21 protein-coding genes, 1 tRNA gene and 3 pseudogenes are annotated in these 24212 nt (G+C 71.1%); 8 read left to right on the forward strand and 17 right to left on the reverse strand.

What is annotated here, in order from left to right; genetic code table 11:
• Positions 1-22: 22 nt before the first annotated feature.
• From G5C60_RS05425 to G5C60_RS05440, 4 genes are all read right to left on the reverse strand, one after another.
• A complete protein-coding gene (locus tag G5C60_RS05425; protein WP_165255023.1) occupies positions 23-490 on the reverse strand; it encodes an SHOCT domain-containing protein in 468 nt (155 codons plus the stop codon).
• Positions 491-649: 159 nt separating this feature from the next.
• Positions 650-1513 (reverse strand): YhjD/YihY/BrkB family envelope integrity protein, encoded by an 864-nt coding sequence (locus G5C60_RS05430; RefSeq protein ID WP_165255025.1) that lies wholly within the window; start codon positions 1511-1513, stop codon positions 650-652.
• Positions 1514-1516: 3 nt separating this feature from the next.
• Positions 1517-2866, reverse strand: a complete 1350-nt coding sequence (locus G5C60_RS05435; RefSeq protein ID WP_165255027.1) for a hypothetical protein — start codon at positions 2864-2866, stop codon at positions 1517-1519.
• A gap of 119 nt (positions 2867-2985) precedes the next feature.
• Complete coding sequence (locus G5C60_RS05440) at positions 2986-3645, reverse strand: HdeD family acid-resistance protein (protein WP_165255029.1); 660 nt, start codon at positions 3643-3645, stop codon at positions 2986-2988.
• Positions 3646-3807: 162 nt separating this feature from the next.
• Between G5C60_RS05440 and G5C60_RS51590 the strand changes: the two are divergent.
• Positions 3808-4006 (forward strand): annotated as a pseudogene (locus G5C60_RS51590) (DUF2252 family protein); the annotation flags it as partial.
• A 53-nt stretch (positions 4007-4059) separates the two neighbouring features.
• Here G5C60_RS51590 and G5C60_RS05445 read toward each other — a convergent pair.
• The 6 genes from G5C60_RS05445 to G5C60_RS05475 form a co-directional block, all read right to left on the reverse strand.
• Positions 4060-4257, reverse strand: a complete 198-nt coding sequence (locus tag G5C60_RS05445; protein WP_165255032.1) for a hypothetical protein — start codon at positions 4255-4257, stop codon at positions 4060-4062.
• Between the two features lie 127 nt (positions 4258-4384).
• Entirely contained in the window at positions 4385-4912 is a 528-nt protein-coding gene (locus tag G5C60_RS05450; protein WP_338145700.1) for a hypothetical protein, read from the reverse strand.
• Positions 4913-5282: 370 nt separating this feature from the next.
• Positions 5283-7973 carry a winged helix-turn-helix domain-containing protein gene (locus G5C60_RS05455; RefSeq protein ID WP_165255084.1) on the reverse strand — a complete coding sequence of 897 codons (2691 nt, stop codon included), beginning with the start codon at positions 7971-7973 and terminating at the stop codon, positions 5283-5285.
• A gap of 198 nt (positions 7974-8171) precedes the next feature.
• On the reverse strand, positions 8172-9644 hold the full coding sequence (locus tag G5C60_RS05460) for a DUF2252 domain-containing protein (RefSeq protein WP_165255035.1): 1473 nt from the start codon (positions 9642-9644) through the stop codon (positions 8172-8174).
• 454 nt (positions 9645-10098) lie between these two features.
• The gene (locus G5C60_RS05470) at positions 10099-11001 is read right to left on the reverse strand and encodes a serine hydrolase (protein WP_165255038.1); all 903 of its coding nucleotides are present in this window, start codon (positions 10999-11001) and stop codon (positions 10099-10101) included.
• Positions 10998-11909: a LysR family transcriptional regulator gene (locus G5C60_RS05475; RefSeq protein WP_165255041.1), complete on the reverse strand. Its 912-nt coding sequence runs from the start codon at positions 11907-11909 to the stop codon at positions 10998-11000. The genes G5C60_RS05470 and G5C60_RS05475 overlap by 4 nt, the downstream gene beginning before the upstream one ends.
• A 138-nt stretch (positions 11910-12047) precedes the next feature.
• Between G5C60_RS05475 and bla the strand changes: the two genes are divergently transcribed.
• A complete protein-coding gene (gene bla / locus G5C60_RS05480) occupies positions 12048-13007 on the forward strand; it encodes a class A beta-lactamase (RefSeq protein WP_165255044.1) in 960 nt (319 codons plus the stop codon).
• Between the two features lie 63 nt (positions 13008-13070).
• On the opposite strand, the gene G5C60_RS05485 is transcribed toward bla, so the two are convergent.
• Positions 13071-13832 (reverse strand): SDR family oxidoreductase, encoded by a 762-nt coding sequence (locus G5C60_RS05485; protein WP_165255046.1) that lies wholly within the window; start codon positions 13830-13832, stop codon positions 13071-13073.
• 178 nt (positions 13833-14010) lie between these two features.
• Between G5C60_RS05485 and G5C60_RS05490 the strand changes: the two genes are divergently transcribed.
• Positions 14011-17421 (forward strand): AfsR/SARP family transcriptional regulator, encoded by a 3411-nt coding sequence (locus G5C60_RS05490; protein WP_165255050.1) that lies wholly within the window; start codon positions 14011-14013, stop codon positions 17419-17421.
• Between the two features lie 84 nt (positions 17422-17505).
• Here the strand turns inward: G5C60_RS05490 and G5C60_RS05495 are convergent, their stop codons facing one another.
• Positions 17506-18438, reverse strand: coding sequence for a LysR substrate-binding domain-containing protein (locus G5C60_RS05495; protein ID WP_165255087.1), 933 nt, complete (start codon positions 18436-18438; stop codon positions 17506-17508).
• Positions 18439-18517: 79 nt separating this feature from the next.
• Here G5C60_RS05495 and G5C60_RS05500 point away from each other — a divergent pair, with 79 nt between their 5' ends.
• From G5C60_RS05500 to G5C60_RS05510, 3 genes and pseudogenes are all read left to right on the forward strand, one after another.
• Positions 18518-19522 (forward strand): EamA family transporter, encoded by a 1005-nt coding sequence (locus G5C60_RS05500; protein WP_165255053.1) that lies wholly within the window; start codon positions 18518-18520, stop codon positions 19520-19522.
• On the forward strand, positions 19522-20211 hold the full coding sequence (locus G5C60_RS05505) for an NAD(P)-dependent oxidoreductase (RefSeq protein WP_241266525.1): 690 nt from the start codon (positions 19522-19524) through the stop codon (positions 20209-20211). The genes G5C60_RS05500 and G5C60_RS05505 overlap by 1 nt, the downstream gene beginning before the upstream one ends.
• A gap of 368 nt (positions 20212-20579) precedes the next feature.
• Positions 20580-20732: pseudogene (locus G5C60_RS05510) on the forward strand (tyrosine-type recombinase/integrase); the annotation flags it as partial.
• 90 nt (positions 20733-20822) lie between these two features.
• On the opposite strand, the gene G5C60_RS05515 reads toward G5C60_RS05510, so the two are convergent.
• Both G5C60_RS05515 and G5C60_RS53975 read right to left on the reverse strand, forming a co-directional pair.
• A tRNA-Arg gene (locus G5C60_RS05515) sits at positions 20823-20895 on the reverse strand.
• Between the two features lie 145 nt (positions 20896-21040).
• Positions 21041-21385: a DoxX family protein gene (locus tag G5C60_RS53975; protein ID WP_420907344.1), complete on the reverse strand. Its 345-nt coding sequence runs from the start codon at positions 21383-21385 to the stop codon at positions 21041-21043.
• On the opposite strand from G5C60_RS53975, the gene G5C60_RS05520 reads away from it, so the two are divergent.
• Entirely contained in the window at positions 21364-21552 is a 189-nt protein-coding gene (locus G5C60_RS05520; protein WP_165255056.1) for a hypothetical protein, read from the forward strand. The two genes, G5C60_RS53975 and G5C60_RS05520, sit on opposite strands and share 22 nt — an antisense overlap.
• A gap of 41 nt (positions 21553-21593) precedes the next feature.
• On the opposite strand, the gene G5C60_RS05525 is transcribed toward G5C60_RS05520, so the two are convergent.
• The 3 genes and pseudogenes from G5C60_RS05525 to G5C60_RS05535 all read right to left on the reverse strand — a co-directional run bounded on the left by G5C60_RS05525 (position 21594) and on the right by G5C60_RS05535 (position 23439).
• Positions 21594-22238, reverse strand: coding sequence for a CoA transferase subunit B (locus G5C60_RS05525; RefSeq protein WP_165255059.1), 645 nt, complete (start codon positions 22236-22238; stop codon positions 21594-21596).
• Positions 22238-22510 (reverse strand): annotated as a pseudogene (locus G5C60_RS05530) (CoA-transferase); the annotation flags it as partial. The gene G5C60_RS05525 and the pseudogene G5C60_RS05530, both read right to left, overlap by 1 nt.
• A gap of 251 nt (positions 22511-22761) precedes the next feature.
• Entirely contained in the window at positions 22762-23439 is a 678-nt protein-coding gene (locus G5C60_RS05535; RefSeq protein WP_165255061.1) for an SDR family NAD(P)-dependent oxidoreductase, read from the reverse strand.
• A 169-nt stretch (positions 23440-23608) separates the two neighbouring features.
• Between G5C60_RS05535 and G5C60_RS05540 the strand changes: the two genes are divergently transcribed.
• Positions 23609-24212: TetR/AcrR family transcriptional regulator (locus G5C60_RS05540; RefSeq protein ID WP_165255064.1), on the forward strand; the 604-nt coding region annotated here is incomplete at its 3' end.

A 24212-nucleotide genomic window follows, 5' to 3' on the forward strand; every position in this document is an offset into this window, starting at 1 on the left:
TCGATTCGTGGTGTGCGGATGCTCAGCGACTGGGGGTGCCGGTGGAGGAGCCGGCGTGCTGCGCCGGGCCGTGACCGGTCAGGACCAGCTCCTTGGCCCTGCGGAACTCCTCGTCCGTGATGTCGCCGCGGGCGCGGATCTCGGACAGCTTGCCGAGCTCGTCGGCGCTGCTGGGCCGGCCCGTACCGCCTGCGGCCTCCCTGATGCGGGCGTCGAAGGCTTCCTGCTGTGCCCGGGCCTGGGCTGTCTCCCGGCGGCCCATGTTCTTGCCGCGGGCGATCACGTAGACGAAGACGCCCAGGAAGGGCAGCAGGATGGTGAGCACCAGCCAGCCGGCTTTCGCCCACCCGCTCATCTCGTCGTCGCGGAAGATGTCGACGACGACGCGGAAGAGCAGGATGAACCACATGATCCACAGGAAGAACAGGAGCATGCTCCAGAAGACGCTCAGCAAGGGGTAGTCGTACGCCAGGTACGTCTGTGCGCTCATGCTTTTTCTCCCATGCCTCTTCTCCGTCCCGGGCGCTCGCCCGGCCGCCGTTGCGTGCCGTCTTCAGCGTGGGCATGGCCAGGGTCGGACGGCCTCACCCGACGCGGGTGATCCTGCGGTCGGCCCGGCGCTCGATGGGCCGGCTCCTGCGCGGCGGGATCAGGGTTCGGCCCGCGTACGGCGGGGGCCGGCGGCCGTCCGGTACCAGGTGGAGGAGGCGACGTACTGGCCGAGGGCGAGGCCCGAGACGGCCACCAGGAACACGGCGATCAACCAGGAGAGGAACGTGAAGACGGGCCCCAGCGGGCCGAACTCCCGCAGGCTGCGCTCCATGGCCGTGGGCACGAACAGGCCGGCGGCCCAGCTCAGCACGACCGTGCCCGTGCCCGCGAGCAGCGCTCCCGGCAGCAGGTTCCGCCAGCCGATCCTGCCGCCCAGCAGGAGGTGCTGGGACCACCACCACAGCAGAGTCGCCGACAGCACGGACAGCACCCATCCGATCACCGCGCCGCCGCCGAACCCGCTGCGCAGCGGTGCCTGGACCAGGAGGACGCCCAGCCAGACGAGCAGCCAGAGCAGCCAGCGCCAGAACGCGGCCCGCACCGGTGTCCGTGGCAGGTGCCAGCACCGCTCGCAGACCGCCTGAAGCGCCCGGCTGAAGGCCGTTGCGGACACGAGAGTCACCAGCACGCCCACAGCTCCGGCGGCGTCCCGTGGTGTGCCGGTGGCGGTGAAGGCACGGCGTACCTCGTCGAGCGTGTCACCGCGCACCCCCAGAACCGCACGGAGGGAGTCGGTCAGCAGGTCCTGCACCCCTTGCGGGGCGAACGCCGCGACGGTCATCAGCAGCGGCAACGCGGTGATGAAGGCTTGCGCGGCCAGCCTCACGGAGCCCTCCACGACGTTGAGCGCGGACAGGCGGGGCAGCAGCCGGGCCACCGGACCGGACCGCAGGCTCGCCAGCGCCCCCTCCACCGCCGTGTGCCTGCGGGACGCCGGGGCGGGGCCGGGTTTCCTCGTCATGGCTCACGGGGCCGCCGCCCGGTCCTCATGCCCGTCGGTCGGGTTCCCGGCGGCCGCGAGGGCCGCCACCACGATCAGGACGGCCACGGCGATGCCCAGAACGAGCGCCACCGCTCCGACCGTGGGGTGGTTCCAGAGCAACAGCGCCAGCGCTCCCGCTGCGATGACGCCACCCGTGATCCATGCCCGGTGGTCCGTCAGCCGGCGTCCGGTGGACCCGGTGCGCACTCCGGCACGACGCAGCCCCCGGCCGGCGGCTGTCGTGCCCCGTACCGCCGTCGTGCGGACGGCGCGGGCCGGACGTCCGGGACCGTACAGGTACGCCACCAGTGCAGTGATCACCGAGACGACCAGCAGGGTGCGCGTGCTGTCGCGCAGGAACCGGATGAACGTGTCGTAGATCGCCGCCGCCGCGTCGGTGGGCAGCGCCGTGGGCGGGACCGAGTCCAGATAGACCCGTCTGACGACGGCCAGCGCGACGAGCAGCACGACCATCATCACGCCGACACCCGTCGCGGTGATCATCAGCATCACCCGGTGTGCCGGAGCGGTCCACACGGCGAGCGCGGCGAGTACGACGGTCAGGACGGGCAGCCAGATGCCGAGAATGTCCAGCAGCCGCATCGTGTCCTGCGCCTTGCCCAGTTCCTCGGTGTGGAACAGCGTGATGGTCCGGTCGGTGTCCGGGATGGCGGCGGCCTTGTCGAAGCCCGCGTCGACGAGCCGCTCCCGTACTTCGTTGACGACCTCTCCCACGTCCAGTTGGACGGTGTCGCCCTCGGCGCGCACGGCACCGTCGCTGTCATCGGTGAGCATGTTCACCACCGCGGCGTGCGACCGCCGGTTGGCGCCCTCCCACACCTGCTGGAAGGCGTCGCTGGTGATCACGCGGCTGACGGTGCGGTCCACGACGGTCCTGACCGCGTTGCGCAGCGGACCCTCCAGGGACTCGGCCCCCTCCACGACACGGGGTGGTGCCCCGGCGTCCCGGAGGGCCTTGGTGAGCGAGTCCGTCACCGCCGCGACGTCCACGTTGGCCACCACGCGGTCCGTGAGCCGCTTGATCACGACCTCCTGCACGGGCGGCTCGGACGCCAGCGGCGCGACGGTCTCCACGTATCTGTCGGTGTCGGAGACCGTGTCCTGGACCCAGGCCGCGACGACGGCCAGGGGCGCGAGCAGCAGGGCCAGCAGGAGGAGGACCGAGGAGCCGGCCTGGCGTACCCGCCGGTGGCGCACCGCCGCGTGACGGCGCAGTCGCTCGTAGTCCGCTCGCTCCTCGGCGGTCATGATGTGTTTCTGGTGCGAGGCTCCGCCGGAGTCCGGCGGATCCGGGGTCGCGGCCGGGTTCATGGGTGCTCCTTTCCGTGTGCGCCGCCCCGGCCGCGAAGGCCGCCGGTCGGACGACCGTGGTGGGGCGACCGCACGGGCCCGGTGCGTTCGTCGCGCGCGCCGGAGCGGCGGGTGCGGTGTCAGGCCGTCTCGGCGGGGGAGTGCGGCCCCGTGGGGTGCGTCTTTCGGAGCGCGGCCCGCCACGCGAGGGCGACCACCGCCTCGCCCAGGCCGAGCAGGACGAGCCACAGACCGAGCAGCCGGGTCAGGGCACGGGCGGACTCGGCCGGCAGCGCGAGCACCACGATCCCCGCGACGATGCCGAGCACCGCGGCGCCCAGCACGACGCCACGGTGCGGCAGGTCCTCGGCGGCAAGAGCCGTGTAGAGGGTGAGGATGCCGGACACCAGCCAGACGACCCCGACGATCAGTGAGAGCACGGCGATCGTCTGCAGTGGGTTCCGCAGGCACAGCACCCCTGCGAGGACGTACAGCACGGCCAGGAGCAGCCCCGGGAGCCGTTCGTGCCCCTCGCGCGCGAAGACGACCACGAACCGGAACGCCCCGGTCACCAGCAGGTAGAGGCCGATGAGGACAGCCAGGACGTGCAGCGTCGCCTCCGGCCAGACCAGTACCAGGACGCCCGGCACCAGCGTCGCGACGGCCGAGGCCAGCAGCCAGGACCATGAACGGCCGAGCCGCCCCAGAGCCTGCGCGGGGTCGTCCATCGGACCGGGGACCGCCCCGTCGGGTTCGTGTTCCTGTCCGGTGCGCGGTGCCGGACCACGCGACATGGTCATGGCTCCTCCTCGCGTGATCGAGCGGTCGTTGCCGGACCGCCGACGGGGCGGTGCAGAGGGGGTGGTGCAGACGGGGGGTGGTGTGCGAGGACCTGACCGCTTCAGGGTCATGCCTGTCGCCGGGTGCCGGGGTCACCCGCCACGGGTGATCGGCGCCGCCGCCGTTGCGGTGGGGCGTCCCTGGCACGGGCCCACACCCGCTCGGGCGATCCCCTCGCCCTCGCCGCCTGTCCAGGCGGCAGTGACCGCTTCGACCCGCGCTCACGAGTTCGCCCAGTCCTGCGCCGACCAGAACGAGCGGGAGTACGAGGCGCCGGCACCCGCATGCCGCTCCGGCCGGATCAGGTCGGAGCGGCGCTGAGGCTCCCGCCCGTCACCAGGCGAGCCGCCCGGCACCGCAACCGCCCGATCCCATCAATCCGGCAACTGCCGCATCTCCACGACACGCAGTCCCAGTGACTGGCAGCGTGCCAGCAGCCCGTACAGATGCGCTTCGTCCACGACAGGGCCGAACAGGACGGTCTGGCCGAACATCACCACGTGGCCCAGCTCCGGAAAGGCTTTGGCCAGCGTCTCCGACAGGTGTCCCTCGACTCGGATCTCGTAGCGCACGAGCTGTCCTTCCACCGACTGCCTCGGACAGGCGGACGGTCGCCCTTCCCTGCGATCGTCTGCCTCCGCGCTCCTTCGGGCCTCACCCGGTACAGGTGACCGTCGCCCGGCAACCGAGCGTCTCGGATCAATGCTTCAGAACGATCTTGAAGGAGATGATCAGCAGACCGAGCAGCAGGTTGACCGATGCGGTGGCGGCCACAAGCCGCCGCGAAGCACCGGCGCGGCGTGCCGCGGCCACGGACCAGCCCACCTGGCCGGCCACGGCGACGGAGAGCGCCAGCCAGAGGGCACCTCGCACGTCGAGGCCCAGGAGCGGGCTGACGGCCACCGCGGTGGCCGGCGGGACGGCGGCCTTGACGATCGGCCACTCGTCACGGCACACCTGCAGTACGACCCGGCGGTCCGGGGCCTGTTGCGCCAGGCGCGCCCCGAACAACTGGGCATGTACGTGCGCGATCCAGAACACCACGCCGGTGAGCAACAGCAGCAGCACCAGTTCGGTGCGCGGGAACTTGCCCAGTGAGCCGGCGCCGATCACCACGGAGGCCGCGAGCATGGATCCGTAGACTCCGCCCGTGTAGTCCGCGCGGGCTCGGCGCTCGGCACGGCGCTCTCCGTGGGCCGTGGCCGGGTCGATCCTGGTCCTGAACACCGGTGACTCCCTCCGGACTCAGCGCGTCGATCCGGTCGCTCCGGCCGGAGTGACGGCGCCCGGCTGCCGCGGACGGTTGTCCCGGGTGGTCGGCAGATGGACACGTTCATGACCGAGGTGTCCAGGACCATGAGCAACTGGGCCGTACCGAGGACGATCAGAGCCCGCCAGTGCTTCACGCTGTCCACCTCGCCGAGTCGGCCGCTACGTCGGCGGAGTCGCTGGCGGTGGCGTGGACACGCCCCGCCGCTCCCGCCCATCGCATCCGAAGTACGCGCCTCGTGCCTCACCCGCCACGGGGGAAGGGCGGCACCCCCGTGATGTCCGGCCGGTGGGGAGCGCGGGCGCGACCCCTCTCACCGGCGCGCGTTCACAGCAGCCGGAGGTCACGCGCGCGGCGCACCGCGTCGCCTCGCCGGTTCACCGCCAGCTTCCGGTAGACGCTCTTGAGGTGGGTCTTCACCGTGTTCACCGACACGTGGAGGTCGGCGGCGACCTCCTCCGTCGACATCATCCGGGCCAGCCGCTCCAGGACGTCGCGCTCACGTCCGCTCAGCTCCAACGCGACGAGCGGCGGGGGCAGCGACTCCGGCCGGGGTCGCTCACCGTGTCGCGGCAGGCCGGGCGTGAGCCAGCCCGCTGCCAGCTCGTGGAGCGGAGGCGTGGCCAGGAGGGGCCGGATCCACGCTCCCGCATCGAGGAACGGACGTCGCAGCCGCTCCCGCCGAGCGTCGAGGAGCGCATGCGCCACGAGCCTGCGGGCGGTGGCGGTGTCTCCAGTCACCTCCGCGGCCTGAGCCCTGACCAGCGCTGCCCTCACGGTCACCGCCGGCCCGGCCCGGCCCCCGGTGCGGATGCTGTCGAGCAGTTCGATGGCCGCCCCGGTACGGCCTGCGGCGACCTGGATCGCCGCGGCCTCTACGGCACACGCCGGCTGGTCGCCGGACATGCCCTGGAGCACCTCGGCCGCTCTGTCCGGCCGTCCTTCCGCCAGGTGAGCGGCGGAGGTGACGAGCGCTTCATGGCCTGCCGCCCAGGGTGAGGCCACGGCCGCGGAGACGGCCGGGTCCGCCGCCTCGACGGCGGCTCGTGCCCTGCCCCTCACCAGCAGGAGGCGAGCTGTGGCGAGGGCTCGTCCCGCCGCCATCACCGGATCACGCGTTCCCGACGGGGGCCGGGCCGCCTCGTCGATAAGGGCTTGGGCCCGGCTCAGCTCATGGCGGTCGACGGCCACGGCGGCCAGGACCAGCTGCCCGATGCCGGAGCCGGACGGCTGGGGCAGACCGACCCGCTCCGCCTCGGACACCGCCGCCAGGGCCTTGCGCTCCGCCCGGCCCAGCCAGCCGCTCAGATAGTCGAGCAGGGCCAGGTGCTCCATCGAGTCCTCCCGGGGCAGCACGGTGGAGGCCCCGCCGGGAGCGCCGGCTGCCGTGGTCAGGGCGGTGCGCGCGCCCTCGAAGTGCCCGGCCCACAGGCGGGCCGATCCCAGATGGGTCAGCAGGAGGGCGGTGAGTTCGGGATGCTTGTCCAGGAGGTGTGCCGGGACTTCCTGCCGCAGTTCATCGGCCGCTTCGGCGGCTTTCTCGGCCTGTGAGGGACATCCGGTCAGCCGGGCGGCCAGTGCCTCGAGCAGGGCACAGCTCAGCTGGACGGCCGCCGGTTCGGGCGCCGCTTCGGGCGCGTCGTCGGCCAGATGCTCCTCGGCGTGGCGCAGGCGGGTCAGTCCGCGGTCGAGGTTGTACCGGGACAGGTCGCGGGCCGCGCGCACGAGGTCTGTCGCTGGACTCCTGGCCTCGGGCCCCATGTGGGAGAACAAGTCCGTCAGGTCACCCGAGCGCAGGCCGGTGAAGAGCTGTCCGATCGCCAGGTCGTCGACGAGGGCGCCGGCGGCGAAATCCCAGTCGCCCGCGGCGGCGCCGTGAGCGAGGGTCTCCGGCAGGAATCCGGAACGACGCAGCCACCGCGCGGCCCGCCGGTGGAGTTCCGGCTCCAGGCCGGGCAGGCGCTCGCGCAGATGGGCCCGGAGTATCTCCCCGAACAGCGGGTGGAGCTGGTACCACGAGTGCCCGAGGTGCTCGACGAACGCGTTGCCGCGGTACAGCCCGGCGAGAATGGGCCCGGCATCGGTCCGGAGGGTCAGCGCGTTGGCCAGACCGGGACAGAAACGCTCCAGGACGCTCACGCGCAGCAGGAGGTCCTGTGTCTCCTCCGGCTGTCCTCTGAGGACCTCGGCCAGCAGGAAGTCCGCGACCGTACTGCGATCCGCCTCGAACTCCTTCAGGTACAGCTCCGGGTCGGCGCTCTCCAAGGCGGCCAGGGCGGACAGGCGCAAGCCGGCGGCCCAGCCCCGGGTGCGGTCCACCAGGGCGCGCGCGGCAGGGACCGGAAGGCTCAGACCGTGCAGCTCCAGCAGTGCGGCGGCCTCCTTGGGGGTGAACGCCAGCTCGGCGGCGCGGATCTCCGTCAGCTCGCCCGCCGCCCGGTGACGGTGCAACGGAAGCAGCGGTTCGGTGCGGGTGACGAGGACCAGGCGCAGCCCCCGCCCGGCGTGGTGCAGGACGAACTCCAGCTGCTCCGCGACCTCCGGAGCGGTCACGCGGTCGTACTCGTCGAGCACGAGGACCACGGGCCGGTCGCGATCGTTCAGCTCGGCGGCGAGCGCCGCCAGCAGCTTGTGGTCCACCCCGGTCGCGTCCGCAGGGGCGCCGACCACGTCGGACGCCGACGCACCGCAGATGCGCAGGGCCTGAAGGACGTATGCCCAGAACACCCCGGGACGCCGGTCCCCCACTTCGACGGTGAGCCAGGCGACGGGCTGCCGCAGTCCGTCGGCCCAGTCGGCGGCCAGCAGGGTCTTGCCGGCCCCGGCCGCCCCGTTGACCAGTGTCAACGGCGTGCCGAGAGCCTGGTCAAGGTGCTGGACGAGCCGCTGCCGCCGAAGGAACGTGGCGGGCCTCGCGGGGACGGCGAACCGGGTGCGCAGAAACGGGTCTCCCAGAGGATCGCCGCACGGAACGGCCGGAACGGTCGGTCCTTGGGCGTTCTCGTAGGTCTCGGCCACGGCCCTCACCACCCTGTCCGCCAGGGTCACGTCACGGGCGGCACTCCCTTCTCCAGCATCCCAGTCTTCCCGTCCGGGCGCGCGGCACAACGGTCCACCGGCCCGTTCACCAGCACTTACGCACCTGCCGCCGGGGCCCACGGCGGTGTTCGTCACCCACGACACCCGGTCCCCACAATGAGCGGCAGCCCGTGCTGCTCAGCTCGAAGCCGAGTCGCCCGGCAGGGCGGGCCGGAAGGCTGCCGGCAGCTCCTCCGCGGGGAGCCGGCCGGCGTGCACCGCGTCGACCAGGGCCTGGTGGTCACGCTCGTTCTGGTCGGCGTATGCCTCCGCGAAGGTGGCGAGTGCGCGGTCGAACGGGTCGCCGCTGCCCAGGTACGCGGCGATCGCGATGCGGTCGCCGGACCGTGCGTGCGCGCGAGCCAGCGTGACCCCGCACAGTTCGCCGAACGCCCGCATGTCCTTCGGCCGCATCCTCTCCGGCATGGCGATGCCCTTCCAGTCGCGTAGCTGGCGGACGTAGAAGTCGCGTTGCTTGCCGTCGATCCCGTCCACCCGTTCCCAGCCGAGGAAGATGTCGCTCGTGGCCTGCATCAACCGCTGGCCCGAGACCACCCGCTCGCCCTGGTTGCGGTACTGGCTCGCGCCGACGTGGGCGGCGAGTACGGAGGTGTCGGCCTCCTTGGCCTGGAGGAAGAGCGGGTCCTGGCCGTCCCGGCCGAGCAGGAGGAAGATCCAGCATCGGGTGCCGACGCTGCCGACGCCGACCACCTTGCGGGCGACGTCCGCCAGTCGGTAGTCCGCCAGGAGCGTGCGCCGGTCGGAGGCCAGAGTGCGGCCGTACCGCTCGATCAGACCGCGGAACCGGCGCTCCAGCGCGCTGCGTTCGACGTCCGGCAGCAGGTCGCCGGCCGGGACGAGCAGCGGGGGATCCGCCGCGATCCTGGGCCGGCCGTCGACCGTCTCGGTGAGCTTGTCGAAGGCCTCCAGGCTGTCGCGGGTGCGGGCCTTGGCCATGGCGCGGGCCAGGTTCTTCTGACCGCGCTTCGTTCCGTGGAGTCGGCTTGCGATCAGGGACTCGAGGAGGTCCGCGTCGATCCTCGCGTACCAGACGTCGAGGTTACCCGTGCCGGCGAAACGGATCATCGCCTCGCGGTACGAGCGGACCGTGGAGCTCACGATGCGGGCGCGTTCGGCGTCGTCGAAGCCGTTCGCCCGGCCCGCGATGACGAGACTCGCCGACAGCCGCTTGACGTCCCACTCCCAGGGGCCCGGCAGCGTCTCGTCGAAGTCGTTTATGTCGAACACCAACTGCCGCTCCGGCGAGGCGAGCAGGCGGAAGTTCAGCAGGTGCGCGTCCCCGCACAGCTGCGCCGTGAGCCCCGAGCGCGGGCTGCCGGCCAGGTCGGACGCCATGATCGCGGCGGCGCCCCGATAGAAGCGGAACGGGGACTCCACCATCCGGCCGTAGCGGATCGGGACGAGTTCGGGCACCCTCGCCGCGGACTGCGCCTCCAGGATCGTCAGCGGGTCCGGCCGGTGAGGGGACGGCTTGTACACGGCGTGACCCGACCGCGGCGAGCGGCCCCGTGCCTCCTTGCCGAGAGCCGCGCGTTCCTCGGGCGTGGTGTGGGGCGCCGCGCGCATCGCCGTGGTCGCGTTCTGAGGCATCGAAGACCCTCCTGCTGCTCCTGCGGCCGCTGGGACCCCCGGCACAGGGCACTTCGGACCCGACGGGCAGTGACCTGACGGGCAGTGACCTGACGGGCAGTGACCTGACAGGCAGTTCCTTGGCCTTCTGCCCGATGTCGGCCGCGCGGATCATCGATGCCGGGTGGGTGGCTGCTCTCAGCCCTGGGCTTCGATCTCGGCATCGGCGACGGCGGGCTGTGAGACGGAAAGCACCGAGTACCGCAAATGTAGGGTCTCCCCTCAACCGTAGAACCCATCCGGGCTTCGCGCATGGCGCGCCCATAGTTCGCCGCGCCGCGGGCGTGAAGCCCGGGGAGGGTCCCGGCCACACCCCGCTGTCAAGGAGCGGGAGGACGGACAGTACGCCCCCGGACGAGTCCCAGCTGCCCTCGTCGATCACGCGGAAGTTGAGTAGATCGAACCGCGGCAGCCGCTAGAGCTGCCGCAGGTGGTCACGGAGTGTGCGGGCGACCTGGGCCATGAGAGCTTCGGCGCCGGGCTGGGAACTGGCCGGAACGAGTGATTCGGTGAGGGCGGTGATGGCGAAGGCCTGACCGTCGGAGTGCTCGACGACACCGATCTCGTGGCGGAGGTTCAGGAGTGTGCCGGTCTTGGAGGACCAGGTGGTGGCGTCGGAGCTGAAGTCGGGGGCGAGTCGGTGCCGGAGCACGTTGTGGGCCATGAGGTCGCGTACGTGCTCGGCCACCTCGGGGTGGATCTTCGACGGTGTCCACAGGGCCTGGAGCAGTTCGGCCCAGGCGCGTGCGCTGCCGGTGTTGGCGCGGGTGGTGTCGAGCTGCGGCACCCGGTGTCCGCGGCCGCTGGTGCCGGCGTCGATGGCGAGGGCGTGGGCGAGATGGACGTCGGTGGCGTCGAAGCGCTCGACGGGGGTGTCCATGAGCTCGTTCATGGTGTGGCGGACGGTGATGTCGCGCAGGCCGAGCTCGTGGAGGATGTCGGCGACCCGGGCGGGTGGGGTGAGGCCGAACAGCGCGTCGGCGGCGTGGCTGTCACTCAGGCAGGTGCTCAGGTAGAGGAGGTCGTCGACCGCGATCCGGGCGGGGTGGCGAAACCGGCTCAGCCCGATGGGGCCGGCTGTGGTGATCCGCCCGGGGGGTACGTCGAGGGGCGTCGCTCCGTCGAGCTCGCCCCGTCGGACGCGTTCGAGTGTGGCAAGCGCGAGCGGGACCTTGACCAGGGACGCGGACGGCAGTTGGGTGTCCGGATCGATTCCCAGCTCCTCTCCCGTGTGCAGGTCCCGCACGAGCAGGCAGCCGTGCAGGCCGCCGTCGCGCAGTTGTCCACGCAGGTCGTGCAGTAGTGCCTCGGTGTTCAAGTCCCTGCCCTTCCTGGGGTTCGGGCACCCAGACAGCGGGCGACGGCATCGCCCAGGCGCGCTTCTATGAGCTGTGGATTGCCGTCTCCGGCGGCGGCGAGGGTGAAGCCCCGGCCGATCGTGATCTCGCCGATGGGCCGCCAGGCCAGGTCGAGTTCCTCGGCCTGGGCGGGGGAGCACAGCAACAGGTCGCGTGAGCACAGGACTTCCGCCGCGGCGGTCGTCAGGTCGGGTGCGGCGACGAGTTGTGCGGGCCGCAGGCCGACCGCGTCGCGCAGGCGCGTCAGCGGGTCGCGGATGTGCGGCACGTCGTCCTCCGGCTGGATCCAGACGCGGCGGGCAGGGCCGGCGGACGCTCGTCCGACCCGCAGGGTTTCGAGATAGACGCGCTTCACGCCCGGTTGCCGGGCACCGCCGAGCCCGAGCGGCACGGACCACCTCGCGTCGTCCGGCGGCACCGCGAGCAGCGCGGCCCGCACTTGCTGTGCGTGCAGGAGCTCCGTGCGCTGAGCCGGTCCCGCGACGCGCAGATCAAGGGTGACGCCGTGCCCGCGTGCCTCGGCGACGAGGCGGGCGAGACCGGCCGTGGAGCAGATGCCGGGCACCGCGAGCCGCCACGGCTTGCGCTTGGCGGCCTCCGCCTCGTGCAGCAGCACGTCGGCCGCCTGCACGAGTTGCCTGGCCGTCGGCAGCATGTCCCGGCCGAAGGGGGTGAGAACGGCCCGTCGTGACGTGCGCTCGAACAACGGCTCACCGAAGCGTTCCTCCAGGGCGGCGACACGACGGCTGGCCACCGACTGGGACATCTGGGCGGCGGCCGCCCCGACGGTGAAACTGCCGTGCTCGCTCACGCTGACGAACGCACGACACGCTCCCACCAGATCCACAGCCGGAACCTTATGCCACATCCATGGCCCATCGATGGCCCGTCCATGGCCCGTTCTCATGCCGAATCAGCATGGAACGGCGCGTTCGCGTATTGGACCGCATGGCCGCCTGCCGGTGAGGGTGATCCCCGAACTCATGACCACCCAGGAGGTTGGACCATGCGGACCCCGCAACACGCCCATGCCCGCACCGCCCTTCGCGGTGCGATCGCCGCGCTCGCCCTCGTCGTCCCGCTCGTCGCCTGCGGCCAGGACGGTTCCTCGGCCTCATCGTCCTCGTCGCCCTCGTCGTCGGCGCGGTCCGCCGTGACGACGGCCCCGATCGCGGCGACGACCTCGTTCACCGGCGAATTAAAGGAACTGGAGCGCAAGTTCGACGCCCGGCTCGGTGTCTATGCCGTCGACACCGGCACCGGGCGCGAGGTGGCCTACCGGGACGGCGAGCGGTTCGGCTACCACTCCACGTTCAAGGCGCTCGAAGCAGGCGCCGTGCTGCGGAAGTACTCCCTGAACGGCATGAACAAGGTGATCAAGTACTCCAGTGACGACCTGGTCGCCAACTCGCCCATCACCGAGAAGCACGTCGAGAGCGGGATGACCCTGCGCGAACTGTGTGACGCCGCCGTCCGCTACAGCGACAACACCGCGGCCAACCTGCTGTTCGACGCCCTCGGCGGCCCCAAGGGTCTTGAGGCGGACCTCAGGAAGCTGGGAGACAAGGTCACCCTGATGGAGCGCATCGAGCCCCACCTGAGCAACTGGGTGCCGGGCGAGACCCGGGACACGACCACCCCGCGGGCGCTCGCCAAGGACCTGCGCGCGTACGTTCTCGGAGACGTCCTCCGCAAGCGCGAGCGAGCCCAGCTCGCGACGTGGCTGAAGACCAACACCACCGGGAACGAGGTCATCCGGGCCGGAGTGCCCGAGGGCTGGGTGGTCGGCGACAAGACCGGAACCGGCAGCGGCTACGGCGCCCGCAACGACATCGCCGTCGTGTGGCCCCCCGACTCCGCCCCCATCGTCATGGCGGTCCTGACGAACCGTGGGAAGGCGGAGGACGTCCACGACAACAAACTGCTCGCGGAAGCGGCGTCCGTGGTCGCCGAAACGCTGTCCTAGCGGGAGACGGGGCCCCGGCCGAGCACCCCCGGGGCGCCGAACCGCCCGGCCGCCGCGGCCGACTCAGTGAGCGGCGACGAGGCCCTGGGCGAAGCCGCCGTCGACGGCGAACTCGACATTGGTGGTGAAGGTCGCGTCGGCCGCCAGGAAGAGCGCGGCCGCGGCGACCTCCGCGACCGTGCCGTTGCGCTTGAGCGGCGTGGTCTCGTTGCCCTGCTGCTCGAACTCCCTGCGCTGCTCCTCCGTCAGGCCGGTCACTCCCATCGTCGGCGTCTTGATGAACCCCGGAGCGACGGAGTTCACCCGGATCTTCCGGGGCAGCAACTCGGCCGCCAGCACGTGCCCGAGGGCGCGCATGGCCTCCTTGGACGCGGAGTACGCGCTCAGTCCGGGGAAGACGACGTCGTTGGCGACCGTGGTGAAGACGATCGATCCGCCGTCCTCGATCAGCGGTGCCAGCGCCTGGACGGTGAAGAAGGTGCCCTTGGTGTTGATGGCGAAGTGCCGGTCCCAGGACGCCTCGGTGACCTCCGCCAGCTCGGCGAACTCCGCGATGCCGTGGTTGACGAAGAGGTGGTCGACACGGCCGAGCTTCTCCTGGGTGAGGTCGGCGAGGGCTGCGATGTCCGCCATGCTGGCGGCGTCGGAGCGTACGACGTGTGCCGCCTCGCCCGTGAGTTCCGACCGCGCCTCTTCGAGGGTCTTCTCACTGCGGCCCGTCAGGACGACCTCCGCCCCTTCGGCGAGCAGCGCCTTGACGATGGCAAGGCCCATGCCGTGCGTCCCACCGGTGACGACGGCCTTCTTGCCGGTGAACCTGCTCATGATGACTCCGTAAGTTGTCGTGTGATGGTGGTGATGGTGCGGCTTGCGGTTGACCGGGGTTGCGAGAACGACTCTGCGGGAGAGCGCTTTCGGTCCGCCTGCGATCCGCATTCGGTCCGCTGTCGGGTGCTCGCCCACGGCCCGTGTGCTGCCCATGTGCTGCCCGTACGCTGAGCCGATGCGCTTCGGGGTACTGGGACCACTGGCCGTCTGGACCGCGGACGGCGAACTCGCGGCGGTGCCCGAGGCGAAGGTGCGCGCCCTGCTGGCCGGCCTGCTGGTCGCGCCCGGACAGGTCGTTTCGGCGGATCGGCTGGTCGAGGATCTTTGGGGCGAGGCGCCGCCCGCCCGCCCGGCCGCAGCGCTGCAGACCCTGGTGTCCCGGCTGCGCAAGGCCCTGGCGAAGGCCGGGGGAGACGGCATGGTGGTGCATCGCCCGCCGGGGTACCAACTACGGGTGACCGGCGACGCGGTGGACGCGGAGCACTTCCTCGCGCTGGCCGCCCGCGCCCGTCGTGCCGCGGACCCCCGCGAGCGGGCCACCGGGTTCGCCGAGGCCCTCGCCCAGTGGCGGGGGCCCGCCTTCGCCGGCTTCGCGGACGAGCCGTTCGTACGGGCGGTGGCGGCTCGGCTCGAGGAACAGCAGCTCCTCGTCCGGGAGGAGCAGGCCGAGGCCCGGCTCCAGCTCGGCGAACACGGCCCGTTGGCCGGCGAGCTCAGGGAGCTGACCGAGCGTCACCCCTTGCGTGAACGGCTGCGCGCGGCCCATATGCGCGCCCTGTACGGCGGCGGTCGGCCCAGCGAGGCGCTCGAGGTCTACCAGGAGGTGCGCCGCCTGCTGGCCGAGGAGTTGGGCCTTGATCCCGGCCCCGAACTGGCCGCGCTTCAGCGGGAGATCCTCAGCCGGACAGGTCAGGTCGACCAGACCTCGGTGGTGCTCCACGGCGCGGAGGCGGCGGAGGCGGCGGAGGCGGAGGCCATCCGTCCGAATCCACCTGCCGCGAAGCTGCCTGTCCCGGTCACCGGCCTGATCGGGCGGTCGCGGTCCGTGGCCGGGATACGGGCCTTGCTTGTGGGGAAGCGGCTGGTGACGCTGACCGGGCCCGGCGGGGTCGGGAAGACACGCCTTGCGCTGGAAGTCGCGGGCGGGGAGGCCGAACCGGCTGACCGCGGGGAGGCCGCGGCGCTGTTCCCGGACGGGGTACGGCTGGTGGAACTCTCCGGCACGGCCCGTTCGGCCGGGGCGTCGGGCGCCGCGGTGGACGAACTGGCAGAGGTGGCGGCGGTGGCGCTGGGCATCCGGGACGACGCCCGTCCCGGCTCACTGCCGCCGTCGGTGGCCGGCAGCCCGCACCCTCTGGCGGATCGGTTGTGCCATGCGTTGCGGGACCGGCGGCTCCTGCTCGTTCTGGACAACTGCGAGCACGTGATCGAGGCGGTGGCGGCCCTGGCGCGCCTGCTGCTGCAGGTCACGCCGGGCGTATGCCTCCTGGCCACCAGCCGTGAGCCGCTGGGTATTTCCGGCGAACAGCTGTGGCCGGTCCCGCCGTTGGACGTTCCGACGCCGGGAGCCGCGCTCGTGGATGTGATGCGGTCGAGCGCGGTCCGGCTCTTCGTGGCGCGGGCCGTCGCCGTGTCACCCGGCTTCACCCTCTCCGAGGCCAATGCCGAGGCGGTTGCCACCATCTGCCGCCGCATGGACGGCATTCCACTCGCCGTCGAGCTGGCGGCCACCCGACTCCGCGTCCTGGGCGCGGCCACACTCGCCGAGCGGCTCGACGACCGGTTCGGCCTCCTGACGAGCGGGCGGCGGGACGCCCCGGCGCGGCAGCAGACCCTGCGAGCGGTGATCGACTGGAGCTGGGAGCTGCTGACCGCCGCCGAGCGCGCGGTGCTGCGCCGCTTGGCCGTTCACTCCGACGGCTGCACTCTGGATGCCGCCGAGGCGCTCTGCTCGGGGGCCGGTGTGAAGCCCGGCGAGGTCGTCGACCTGCTGGCCAGGCTGGTGGACCGGTCGCTGGTCGTCGTCACCGACAGCACGCAGCGCCCTGGCACCTTCGAAGAACCGCAGCTGCGCTACCGGCTGCTGGAGTCGGTGGCGGCGTACTGCCTGGAACAGCTGCGGATGCCAAGGGCGGACCCGGAGCACGGAACCACACCGGCGGTCGCGTACGGGAGCGGACCCGCGACCGAGTACGACCGACTGCGGCGCGCCCACCTCCGCTACTACACCGAGCTCGCCGAGCGGGCCGAGAGTCATCTGCGCGGCGCTGACCAGCAGCGTTGGCTGCGCCGCCTCGACGCCGAGGCGGCCAACATGCGCGCCGCACTCGACACAGCGGCCGCCACGGACGAGGCCCTGCTCGCCCGGCGCCTGGTGCGGGCCCTGGCCTGGTACTGGTTCCTGCGTGGCCGGCTCACGGAAGCGAAGCGCTCCATGGCCACGGCGCTGGCCATCGCGGAGACGCCCACGGAGGCGCCCACGGCGGATCAGGAGAACGGGACATCCGGTGGCGACCGTGCCCATGTGGCCGCATGGCACGCGGGAATGACCCTGTTGTCGGGCGACCCGCTGGGCTCCGGGCGGGAGAGTCGCGTGCCGCTGCGGCTGTACGAGGACATGACCGACGTCGGTGATATCGGCCGGGGCGGCCCAGGTTGGTTCCTCGCCCATGCCGCGACGATGTTCGGCGCGATGGAGGTGGGTGAGGAGCTGGTGCGCCGTACCCTGGCCGATGTCCGGACGCGGGGCGACAGCTGGGGCATCGCGGCGGCCCTGAGCGTACGAGGCGTGCAGCGCTACGTACGCGGTGACCTGACAGCCTCCAGGGCCGACGCCGACGACAGCCTCGCCCTCTTCCGTGAACTCGGCGACCAGTGGGGACAGTTGCAGGCCATCGGAGTGCTGGGCAGGCTGGCGGAGATCGAGGGCGACTACCGGTCCGCGGAGGCCGAGCACCAGAACGGCCTGCGCATCGCCGAGGACCTGGGCCTGTGGACCGAGGCGTCCGTCCGCTGGTCCGAACTGGGCCGGATCGCCCTCCTCGACGGCGACCACACGCGAGCCGAACGTCTCCACCACAACGGCCGACGGCTCGCCGTCCAGCATGCCGACCACCGCGCCCAGGAGTTCGCCGAGGTCGGCCTCGCTCTCGGCGCCCGGCGTCAGGGACGCTTGGCAGAGGCCGAGTCCTACCTGCGTACCTGGCTGGAGTGGAACCGCCGTTTCGAGGCCGAGAACGGTGCCGCTCTCATTCTCGCCGAACTCGGCTTCATCGCCGAACTGCGCGGCGACCACGAGGCAGCCTTGAACCTCCACGCCGAGGGCCTGACGGCCGCCCGCGCCACCGGGGACCCCCGAGCCGTCGCCCTCGCCCTGGAGGGCTTGGCCGGCGCCCATCAGCTGGCCGGCCGCTCCGAACTCGCCGCCCGACTGCTCGGCACCGCCTCCCGCTCCCGCACCTCCGTGCGGGCCCCCCTGCCGCCGGCCGAACGCGGCGATGTCGACCGCATCACGGCCGCCGTCCGTACGGCCCTGGGCGATCCCGGCTTCACCGCCGCGTTCGCCCAAGACGCGGCAATGCCGTAACGCACCGCTCACACAAACGGCCCCGAACGAGAAGTCCGAGGCCGAACAGAACGCGTCCCTGGGGGAAAACCCCAGGTCAGTGGCTCAACGCGCTGTGCCCCCGGCAGGATTCGAACCTGCGACACCCGCTTTCGGCGGCCCGACCTCGAGGATGTCGAGCATCGCTCGGGCGGCAGGGCTGGGGTTGAAGCGGCTCCACGCCAGGTACTCGATGCGGTGCGGTCCGTCGACCACCGGAACCAGCGCCAGTTCGGGGTCGTCGGTGGCCCGCGGTCGGATGAACGCCGACGGCAGCAGCGCGATGCCCAGCCCGCGGGCGATCAGCTGGGTGATCAGCTCGACGACGCCGGCTTCGTACGCGACGTCGCGGACCAGGCCCGCGACGGCGAACGCCTGATCGGACTGGGCCCGGGCGGGCGTCCCGCTCACGAAGTCCACGAACGTCTCTTCGGCGATCTCCCGCAGCGTGACCTGGGAAACGCCCGCCAGTCGGTGCCCGGCCGGCACCACCAGCACGTGCTCGTCGTGAGCGAGAACAAGGCACTCCACACCGGAAGGCCGTTCGCTCTCCGGCATGCCTAGGAAGGCGATGTCCAGGTCGCCGTTCCGGACCGCCGCCGCCAGTTCATCGCTGCGTCCGGAACGGAGGGCGACGTGGACGGCCGGATGCTGGGCGTGGTACCGCTGCAGCAGCTCCGGTACGTCGACGGCAGCCGCCGTCACGATCACGCCGACGGCGAGTCGGCCGCGTACCACGCCGGTAGCAGCGGCGGCGTCGGCAGCCGCGCGCTCGGCGGCGGCCAGGCACTCGCGTGCGCCGGCGACAAACGCCGCTCCCGCAGGGGTCAGCTCGACGCGGCGGCTGGACCGGGCGAACAGCTTGACTCCGAGTTCCCGTTCCAGGCCGGCGATCCGGTGACTGAGCGACGACTGCACCACGAAGCAGCGCTCGGCGGCGCGGGTGAAGTTACGGGTTTCGGCCACGGCGACGACGTAACGCATCTGCTGGAGATCCACACGGCCATCGTTCTGGTTCATGGCTGTGATGACAAGCATGTGTTGGACTCATGATGGGCTGGTCCTGAGACTTCATCACATGCACACCTCCACCGAGCGGGCACCGGACCAGCCGCGAATCCCGTACGCGCCGCAGGTGGTCACCGTCGCACTGACCGCACTCGCCCCCGCGTCCTGGGGGACCACGTACGTCGTCACCACGGAGCTGCTCCCGCCCGGGCATCCGCTGTTCGGCGGGATGCTGCGCGCCCTGCCCGGCGGGCTGCTCGCGCTGGCCATCACCCGTGTGCTCCCGCGCGGGGATTGGTGGTGGAAGGCCACCGCCCTCGGCGTGCTCAACATCGGTGCCTTGTACCCCCTCTTGTTCGTGGCTGCCGAGCGACTCCCTGGCGGTGTCGCCGCCACTCTCGGTGCCACCCAGCCGCTGATGGTCGCCGGGTTGGCCGTCGCGCTGCTCCACGACCGGCCGACGGCCTGGCGATTGACCTGGTGCGTGCTCGGCGCGGTCGGTGTCGGACTCGTCGTACTGGGGCCGCAGGCCCGGCTGGACGCCGTCGGGGTCGTCGCCGGCCTCGGTGGTACGGCCGCCATGGCCGCCGGGATCGTCCTCACCAAGCGGTGGGGCCTTCCCGCGGGTGTCGGTCCACTGACCCTGACCGGTTGGCAACTGACGGCGGGCGGCCTGCTCTTGCTCCCGCTCGCCTTCGCGATCGAGGGGGCGCCGCCGCGCATCGACACCGGAGCCGCCGGCGGATACCTGTGGCTCGGCAGCGTGGGTGGGCTGATCGCGTCCACGCTGTGGTTCCGCGGCATCGGAAAGCTGCCGGTCGGCGCGTCCGCACCGCTGGTGCTGCTGTCCCCGCTGGTCGCGGCCGTCATCGGCATCGCACTGGGCGAGTCACTGAGCCTGCTGCAGACCTCTGGCTTCGCCCTCGCCCTGGCCGCGTTGTTCGCGGCGCAGCTCAATGCCCCGAACCTGTCGGGCCGCGCACCGCGCCGCAGGCTGGCAGAAACCCAAATCCGGGAAGCCCAAATCCGAGAAGACCAGATGCGCGACGATCACATACGAGAAGGACGGATCTGATGAAGACAGGCATGACGATCGCTGTACTGGGCGCCACCGGGATGGTCGGCAGCCGGGTGATCAACGAGGCCGGTGCACGCGGACACCAAGTGATCGCTCTGTCCCGGAAACCCGCGAGTGAGAACCCGAGAAACCCGAACGTGACGCCGATCGCGGTCGACGCGAACGACTCACACGCCATACGCGAGGCGCTGGCAGGATCCGCCTCCCACGGTGCTGCGGACGCCGTCGTACTGACCGTGCGGACCACGCCGGTCGACGAGGAGTTCCTGGTCGGCGCTACCCGTACGGTGCTGGACATCGCCGCACAACTCGGGATCCGTGTCCTCGTGGTCGGCGGCGCCGGCGCATTGCGCAGCCCCGGTGACCGCGATCTGCTGGTCGCCGACAACCCGGCGTACGTGCCCGCCGAAATCAAGGCCGTCGCCGCCGCCGGAATCGCTCAGCTGCGAACCTGCCAGTCCCATGCCGATGCCGATTGCGTCTACCTGAGTCCACCGGCCCTGCTCGAACCCGGCAAACGGACCGGCCGCTATCGGCGCGGCAGCGACACCTTGCTCATCAGCGCCGACGGCCAGTCCTGGATCAGCGCCGAGGACCTGGCCGTCGCCGTGGTCGACGAACTCCAGACGCCTGGCCCCGACCCCCTCATCACGGTCGTCCACCGAGGCGAACATCTGTCAGCGTGAACTGGTCAGGATCGCCCAACGGCAGGCCATCGAGCGGACGTTCTGGAAAGTCGCGACTTTGCCCACCCAGGAACGGTCGACAGGTGCACGAGCCTGCTGCCCGGAGCGGATCTGGCGATCGGCGAGATTGCAGCTGGCCTTTGTACCGCGCGCAACGCGCAGGTGGCGGCCCCGCCGCGCCGCGCCGTGGAGCACACCGCCACCGAGCCCGGGCCGGATGATGGCCGGATGATGCGGGTGCGATCACCCAGCCTGGCACCAAGTTGCATCGCCTCGCCGCACCAAAGCCCTGGTCCAGCAGGCCGCCACTGGCGAAGCGGAGTGGAGCCGGGACTTGATCCGACTTCCGAGAGACCCCCGCTGCCTCCGGCTCGAGCCTGCGGGAGCTGATGACCAGGATGGGCCACAGCACGCCCCGGGCGGCACTGATCTATCAGCACGTGGTCAGCGGTCGTGACCGTGAGATCGCCGATCAGCTCGGCTCGATGATCCGTAAGACGCGAGGTGAGACGGAGTCCTAGCGGACCTTGTGGCACGGGTGTGGCACGGCCGTGATCATGCGAAAGGGCCAGTTCGAGAGGATCAAGCCTCTGAACTGGCCCTTAGTCGTGTGCCCCCGGCAGGATTCGAACCTGCGACACCCGCTTTAGGAGAGCGGTGCTCTATCCCCTGAGCTACGAAGGCAGGGGCTTGTAGAAAACCTTGTCAAAAATCCAGAATGTGGATCTTTGACGCAGAATACAAACCCGCTGGTCAGACATGGTGCGATGCCCTCCGCAGTGTCACTTGGGCAGGCAGGGCAACTTACCAACGACCGACCAGGGACAGCCTAGCGGATGCAGGCCGGTGGACGCTGAGAGGTCAGGGACCGAGGTCGGTTGGTCCGTTCTGCTCCCTGTCGACTTGTGGGGTTGCTTGGGTGCTGCCTCTCGGGGCTTGGCACGGCTAACGGCTCTGCCACGGAGACCAGCCAGCCGAGGACGTCCGGGGCTGCGACACCGGCGATCGGGTGCAGTACGTCGATGAAGCCCTGCGGGTCAGTGATTTTTTCCGGCCCGTGGCCGAGCAGGACGGATCCGGCCGTGAGGCGGGCGATGAGGCGGGCGATGAGAGGGGTACCGCCTCTGCGATGAGGGTGTGGCGTCCTGTCACATGCCACTGCAGTTGGCTCCATGGCGGGACGCGCCCGGGGTGCGGACTCTCGACGCCTCCGACCATCTGCGCGCGCGGCTCGACGCCGCTCGGCCGGACCCGATCGTCATGGCCGCTGGCGACCATCTGAACCAGTGGTTCATGGACAACTGCCGCAACACCGAAGACGCGGAGGCTGCCAGCGCGTGACTGTCCGACATGGATCCGTACACCAGCCATTGGCGTACGGATCACCTGACGCGAGTGTCCAGACGTACGGGGGCGTGTGCGTGGGCTGTGAGGGTTTTCGCGGTGACGCCGGGAGCGGTCTCGACCAGCGCGAGGCCGTCGTCGGTGATGTCGAGGACGCCGAGGTCGGTGATGATGCGGTGGATGCAGCGTTCGCCGGTGAGGGGGAGGGTGCATTCCTCGAGGATCTTCGGGGAGCCGTCCTTGGCGGTGTGGTCCATGAGGACGATGACGCGGCGGGCGCCGTGGACGAGGTCCATCGCGCCGCCCATGCCCTTGACCATCTTGCCGGGGATCATCCAGTTGGCGAGGTCGCCGTGCTGCGAGACCTGCATGGCGCCGAGGACGGCGGTGTCGATGTGGCCGCCGCGGATCATGCCGAAGGACAGGGCGGAGTCGAAGAAGCTCGCGCCGGGCAGGACGGTGACGGTCTCCTTGCCCGCGTTGATCAGGTCGGGGTCGACCTCGTCCTCGTACGGGTAGGGACCGGTACCGAGGATGCCGTTCGCGGAGTGCAGGACGACGTGCACGCAGGGTGGGAGGTGGCCGGGGATGAGGGTGGGCAGGCCGATGCCGAGGTTGACGTAGGAGCCGTCGGTGAGTTCGGCGGCGGCGCGGGCGGCCATCTGGTGGCGGGTCCAGGCCATCAGGTACGTACCGTCCCTGGTGTCGGAGATGCGGAAGTCAAAAGGCGTTCGATCTGCTTGTCGGCGGCCTCTTCAGCGGTGAGAGTCACGACCCGTTGGACGAAGATGCCGGGAAGGTGCACTTCGTCGGGACGCAGCTCGCCCGATTCGACGAGTTCCTCGACCTCAGCGATGGTGATGCGGTCGGCCATGGCGGCCAGCGGGTTGAAGTTGGCGGCCGCGCGGCGGAAGCAGAGGTTGCCGTGCCGGTCGCCGCGCCAGGCGCGGACGAGCGGGCAGCGGCGAACTCGCTTGACGTCGATCTCGCACCGCAGGGGCCGCGACATCGCTCACCCGAGACAGTTGGAGCCGAGGCCGGGACTGCTCGCGGAGCTTGACGGCCTTCAGTACACCGGCGGCCGCAAACGCCGCACGATCTCCGGGAACACGCTCACTCGAGCGGATGCCTTCTCCTTGGCCGCGACGCGGTACGGCATGCCACACCGCGTCGCGGCCAAGGGTCGGCGCGGGAGCCGACGTGGCCTCAGCCCCTGTAGACGATCTCGCCCTGGTCACGCTTGGTGGTGTGCAGCTCCCAGTAGACGGAGGAGATGGCCTCGGGGGTGGCTGCCTTGAGCGTGGGGTCGATCGAGGCGCCGCCGAGCGCCACGTCGATGGCGATGTGGGCGGCCTGGATGCCGGTGCCGTCCAGCTCCTTGTGCAGGTTGACGACCCAGTTGCGCAGCGCCGCGGCGGCAGCGTTGACGTTGCCGACCATCGGCAGCGGGTCGAGGGAGCCGGCGCCGGTGGTGTAGAGCAGGGTGCCCGCGCCGGCCTCGCGCATCGCGGGCAGGACCGCCTTGGTGGCGGCCATGGCCCCGTACAGCTGGACCTCGATCTCGCGCTGGATGTGGGAGGGGTCGCTCTCGGCCGGAGTGGCCAGCACGGTGGATTCCATGGCGAGCGGGGAGTACTCCAGGACGTCGATGCCGCCGAACCTGGCGGCGGCGTCCTTGAGCGCCTGGGTAAGTGCGTCATGGTCGAGGACGTCCGCGGGGAACGCGGCGGCGGTGATGCCTTCGGCGGTGAGCGTGTCGACGAGGCCGTCGAGCTTGGCGCGGTTGCGGGAGATCAGGGCGACGTCGAAGCCCTGGGAGCCGAAGGTGCGAGCGATGGCCATGCCCATCTGGGGGCCGGCTCCGATGATGGCGATGCTGGTCACAGCGATCCTTTCGTAAGGCTCGGTACGAGGCGGATGCCCCGGGGAGCGGGGAAGCGGCAGCAATCGGATAGGTCTATCCGATTCAAGAACCGGATAGACCTATCCGGCTCGCTGGAACGAGACTAGCACTAAAAATGGATAGGTCAATCCGATTGCTAGGCTGGCAGGCATGACCCCTGGCTCCCAGCACCCCGACGGTCCCGCCGCTCAGTCTCTCCGCAGCGACGCCGAGCGCAACCGGGGGCGGATCATCGCTGCCGCGCGCAGGGTGTTCGCCCGCGACGGCCTGAACGCCTCCATGGCGTCCGTGGCCCGTGAGGCAGGTGTCGGTATCGCCACCATGTTCCGCCGCTTCCCCACCAAGGAAGAGCTGGTCGCCGCCGTCTTCTCCGACCGCATGGACGCCTACGCCGACGCGGTCGCCGTCGCCCTCGACGACCCCGACCCCTGGCACGGTTTCGTCGGCTACATCGAGACCGCCTGCGCGATGCAGGCCGCCGACTACGGCTTCGCCGACGTGCTGACCACGTCCTTCCCCACCGCCAAGGCCATGGAGGGGCGCCGCAACGAGGCACTCGAGGGCATGGTGCGGCTCGTCAGCCGGGCCAAGGCCGCGGGCCGGCTGCGCGAGGACTTCGACACCTCGGACATAGTGCTGCTCCACATGGCCAACGCCGGTGTCGTCAACGCCACCGGCGGCGCCGCCCCCGACGCCTGGCGGCGCGTCGTCGCCCTGTTCATCCAGTCCCTCGAAGCCCCGGCCCGCGGCCCCC

This window comes from Streptomyces scabichelini (assembly GCF_011045015.1).
GTDB classification, from domain to species: Bacteria; Actinomycetota; Actinomycetes; order Streptomycetales; family Streptomycetaceae; genus Streptomyces; species Streptomyces scabichelini.

What these genes read in the sequence shown, in the direction of transcription:
- G5C60_RS05425 (WP_165255023.1), bottom strand. Translation starts at nt 490, where the DNA reads ATGAGCGCACAGACGTACCTGGCGTACGACTACCCCTTGCTGAGCGTC.
- G5C60_RS05430 (WP_165255025.1), bottom strand. Translation starts at nt 1,513, where the DNA reads ATGACGAGGAAACCCGGCCCCGCCCCGGCGTCCCGCAGGCACACGGCG.
- G5C60_RS05435 (WP_165255027.1), bottom strand. Translation starts at nt 2,866, where the DNA reads ATGAACCCGGCCGCGACCCCGGATCCGCCGGACTCCGGCGGAGCCTCG.
- G5C60_RS05440 (WP_165255029.1), bottom strand. Translation starts at nt 3,645, where the DNA reads ATGACCATGTCGCGTGGTCCGGCACCGCGCACCGGACAGGAACACGAA.
- G5C60_RS05460 (WP_165255035.1), bottom strand. Translation starts at nt 9,644, where the DNA reads ATGCCTCAGAACGCGACCACGGCGATGCGCGCGGCGCCCCACACCACG.
- G5C60_RS05475 (WP_165255041.1), bottom strand. Translation starts at nt 11,909, where the DNA reads ATGTGGCATAAGGTTCCGGCTGTGGATCTGGTGGGAGCGTGTCGTGCG.
- bla (WP_165255044.1), top strand. Translation starts at nt 12,048, where the DNA reads ATGCGGACCCCGCAACACGCCCATGCCCGCACCGCCCTTCGCGGTGCG.
- G5C60_RS05485 (WP_165255046.1), bottom strand. Translation starts at nt 13,832, where the DNA reads ATGAGCAGGTTCACCGGCAAGAAGGCCGTCGTCACCGGTGGGACGCAC.
- G5C60_RS05490 (WP_165255050.1), top strand. Translation starts at nt 14,011, where the DNA reads ATGCGCTTCGGGGTACTGGGACCACTGGCCGTCTGGACCGCGGACGGC.
- G5C60_RS05500 (WP_165255053.1), top strand. Translation starts at nt 18,518, where the DNA reads ATGCACACCTCCACCGAGCGGGCACCGGACCAGCCGCGAATCCCGTAC.
- G5C60_RS05505 (WP_241266525.1), top strand. Translation starts at nt 19,522, where the DNA reads ATGAAGACAGGCATGACGATCGCTGTACTGGGCGCCACCGGGATGGTC.
- G5C60_RS05520 (WP_165255056.1), top strand. Translation starts at nt 21,364, where the DNA reads ATGCCACTGCAGTTGGCTCCATGGCGGGACGCGCCCGGGGTGCGGACT.
- G5C60_RS53975 (WP_420907344.1), bottom strand. Translation starts at nt 21,385, where the DNA reads ATGGAGCCAACTGCAGTGGCATGTGACAGGACGCCACACCCTCATCGC.
- G5C60_RS05525 (WP_165255059.1), bottom strand. Translation starts at nt 22,238, where the DNA reads ATGGCCTGGACCCGCCACCAGATGGCCGCCCGCGCCGCCGCCGAACTC.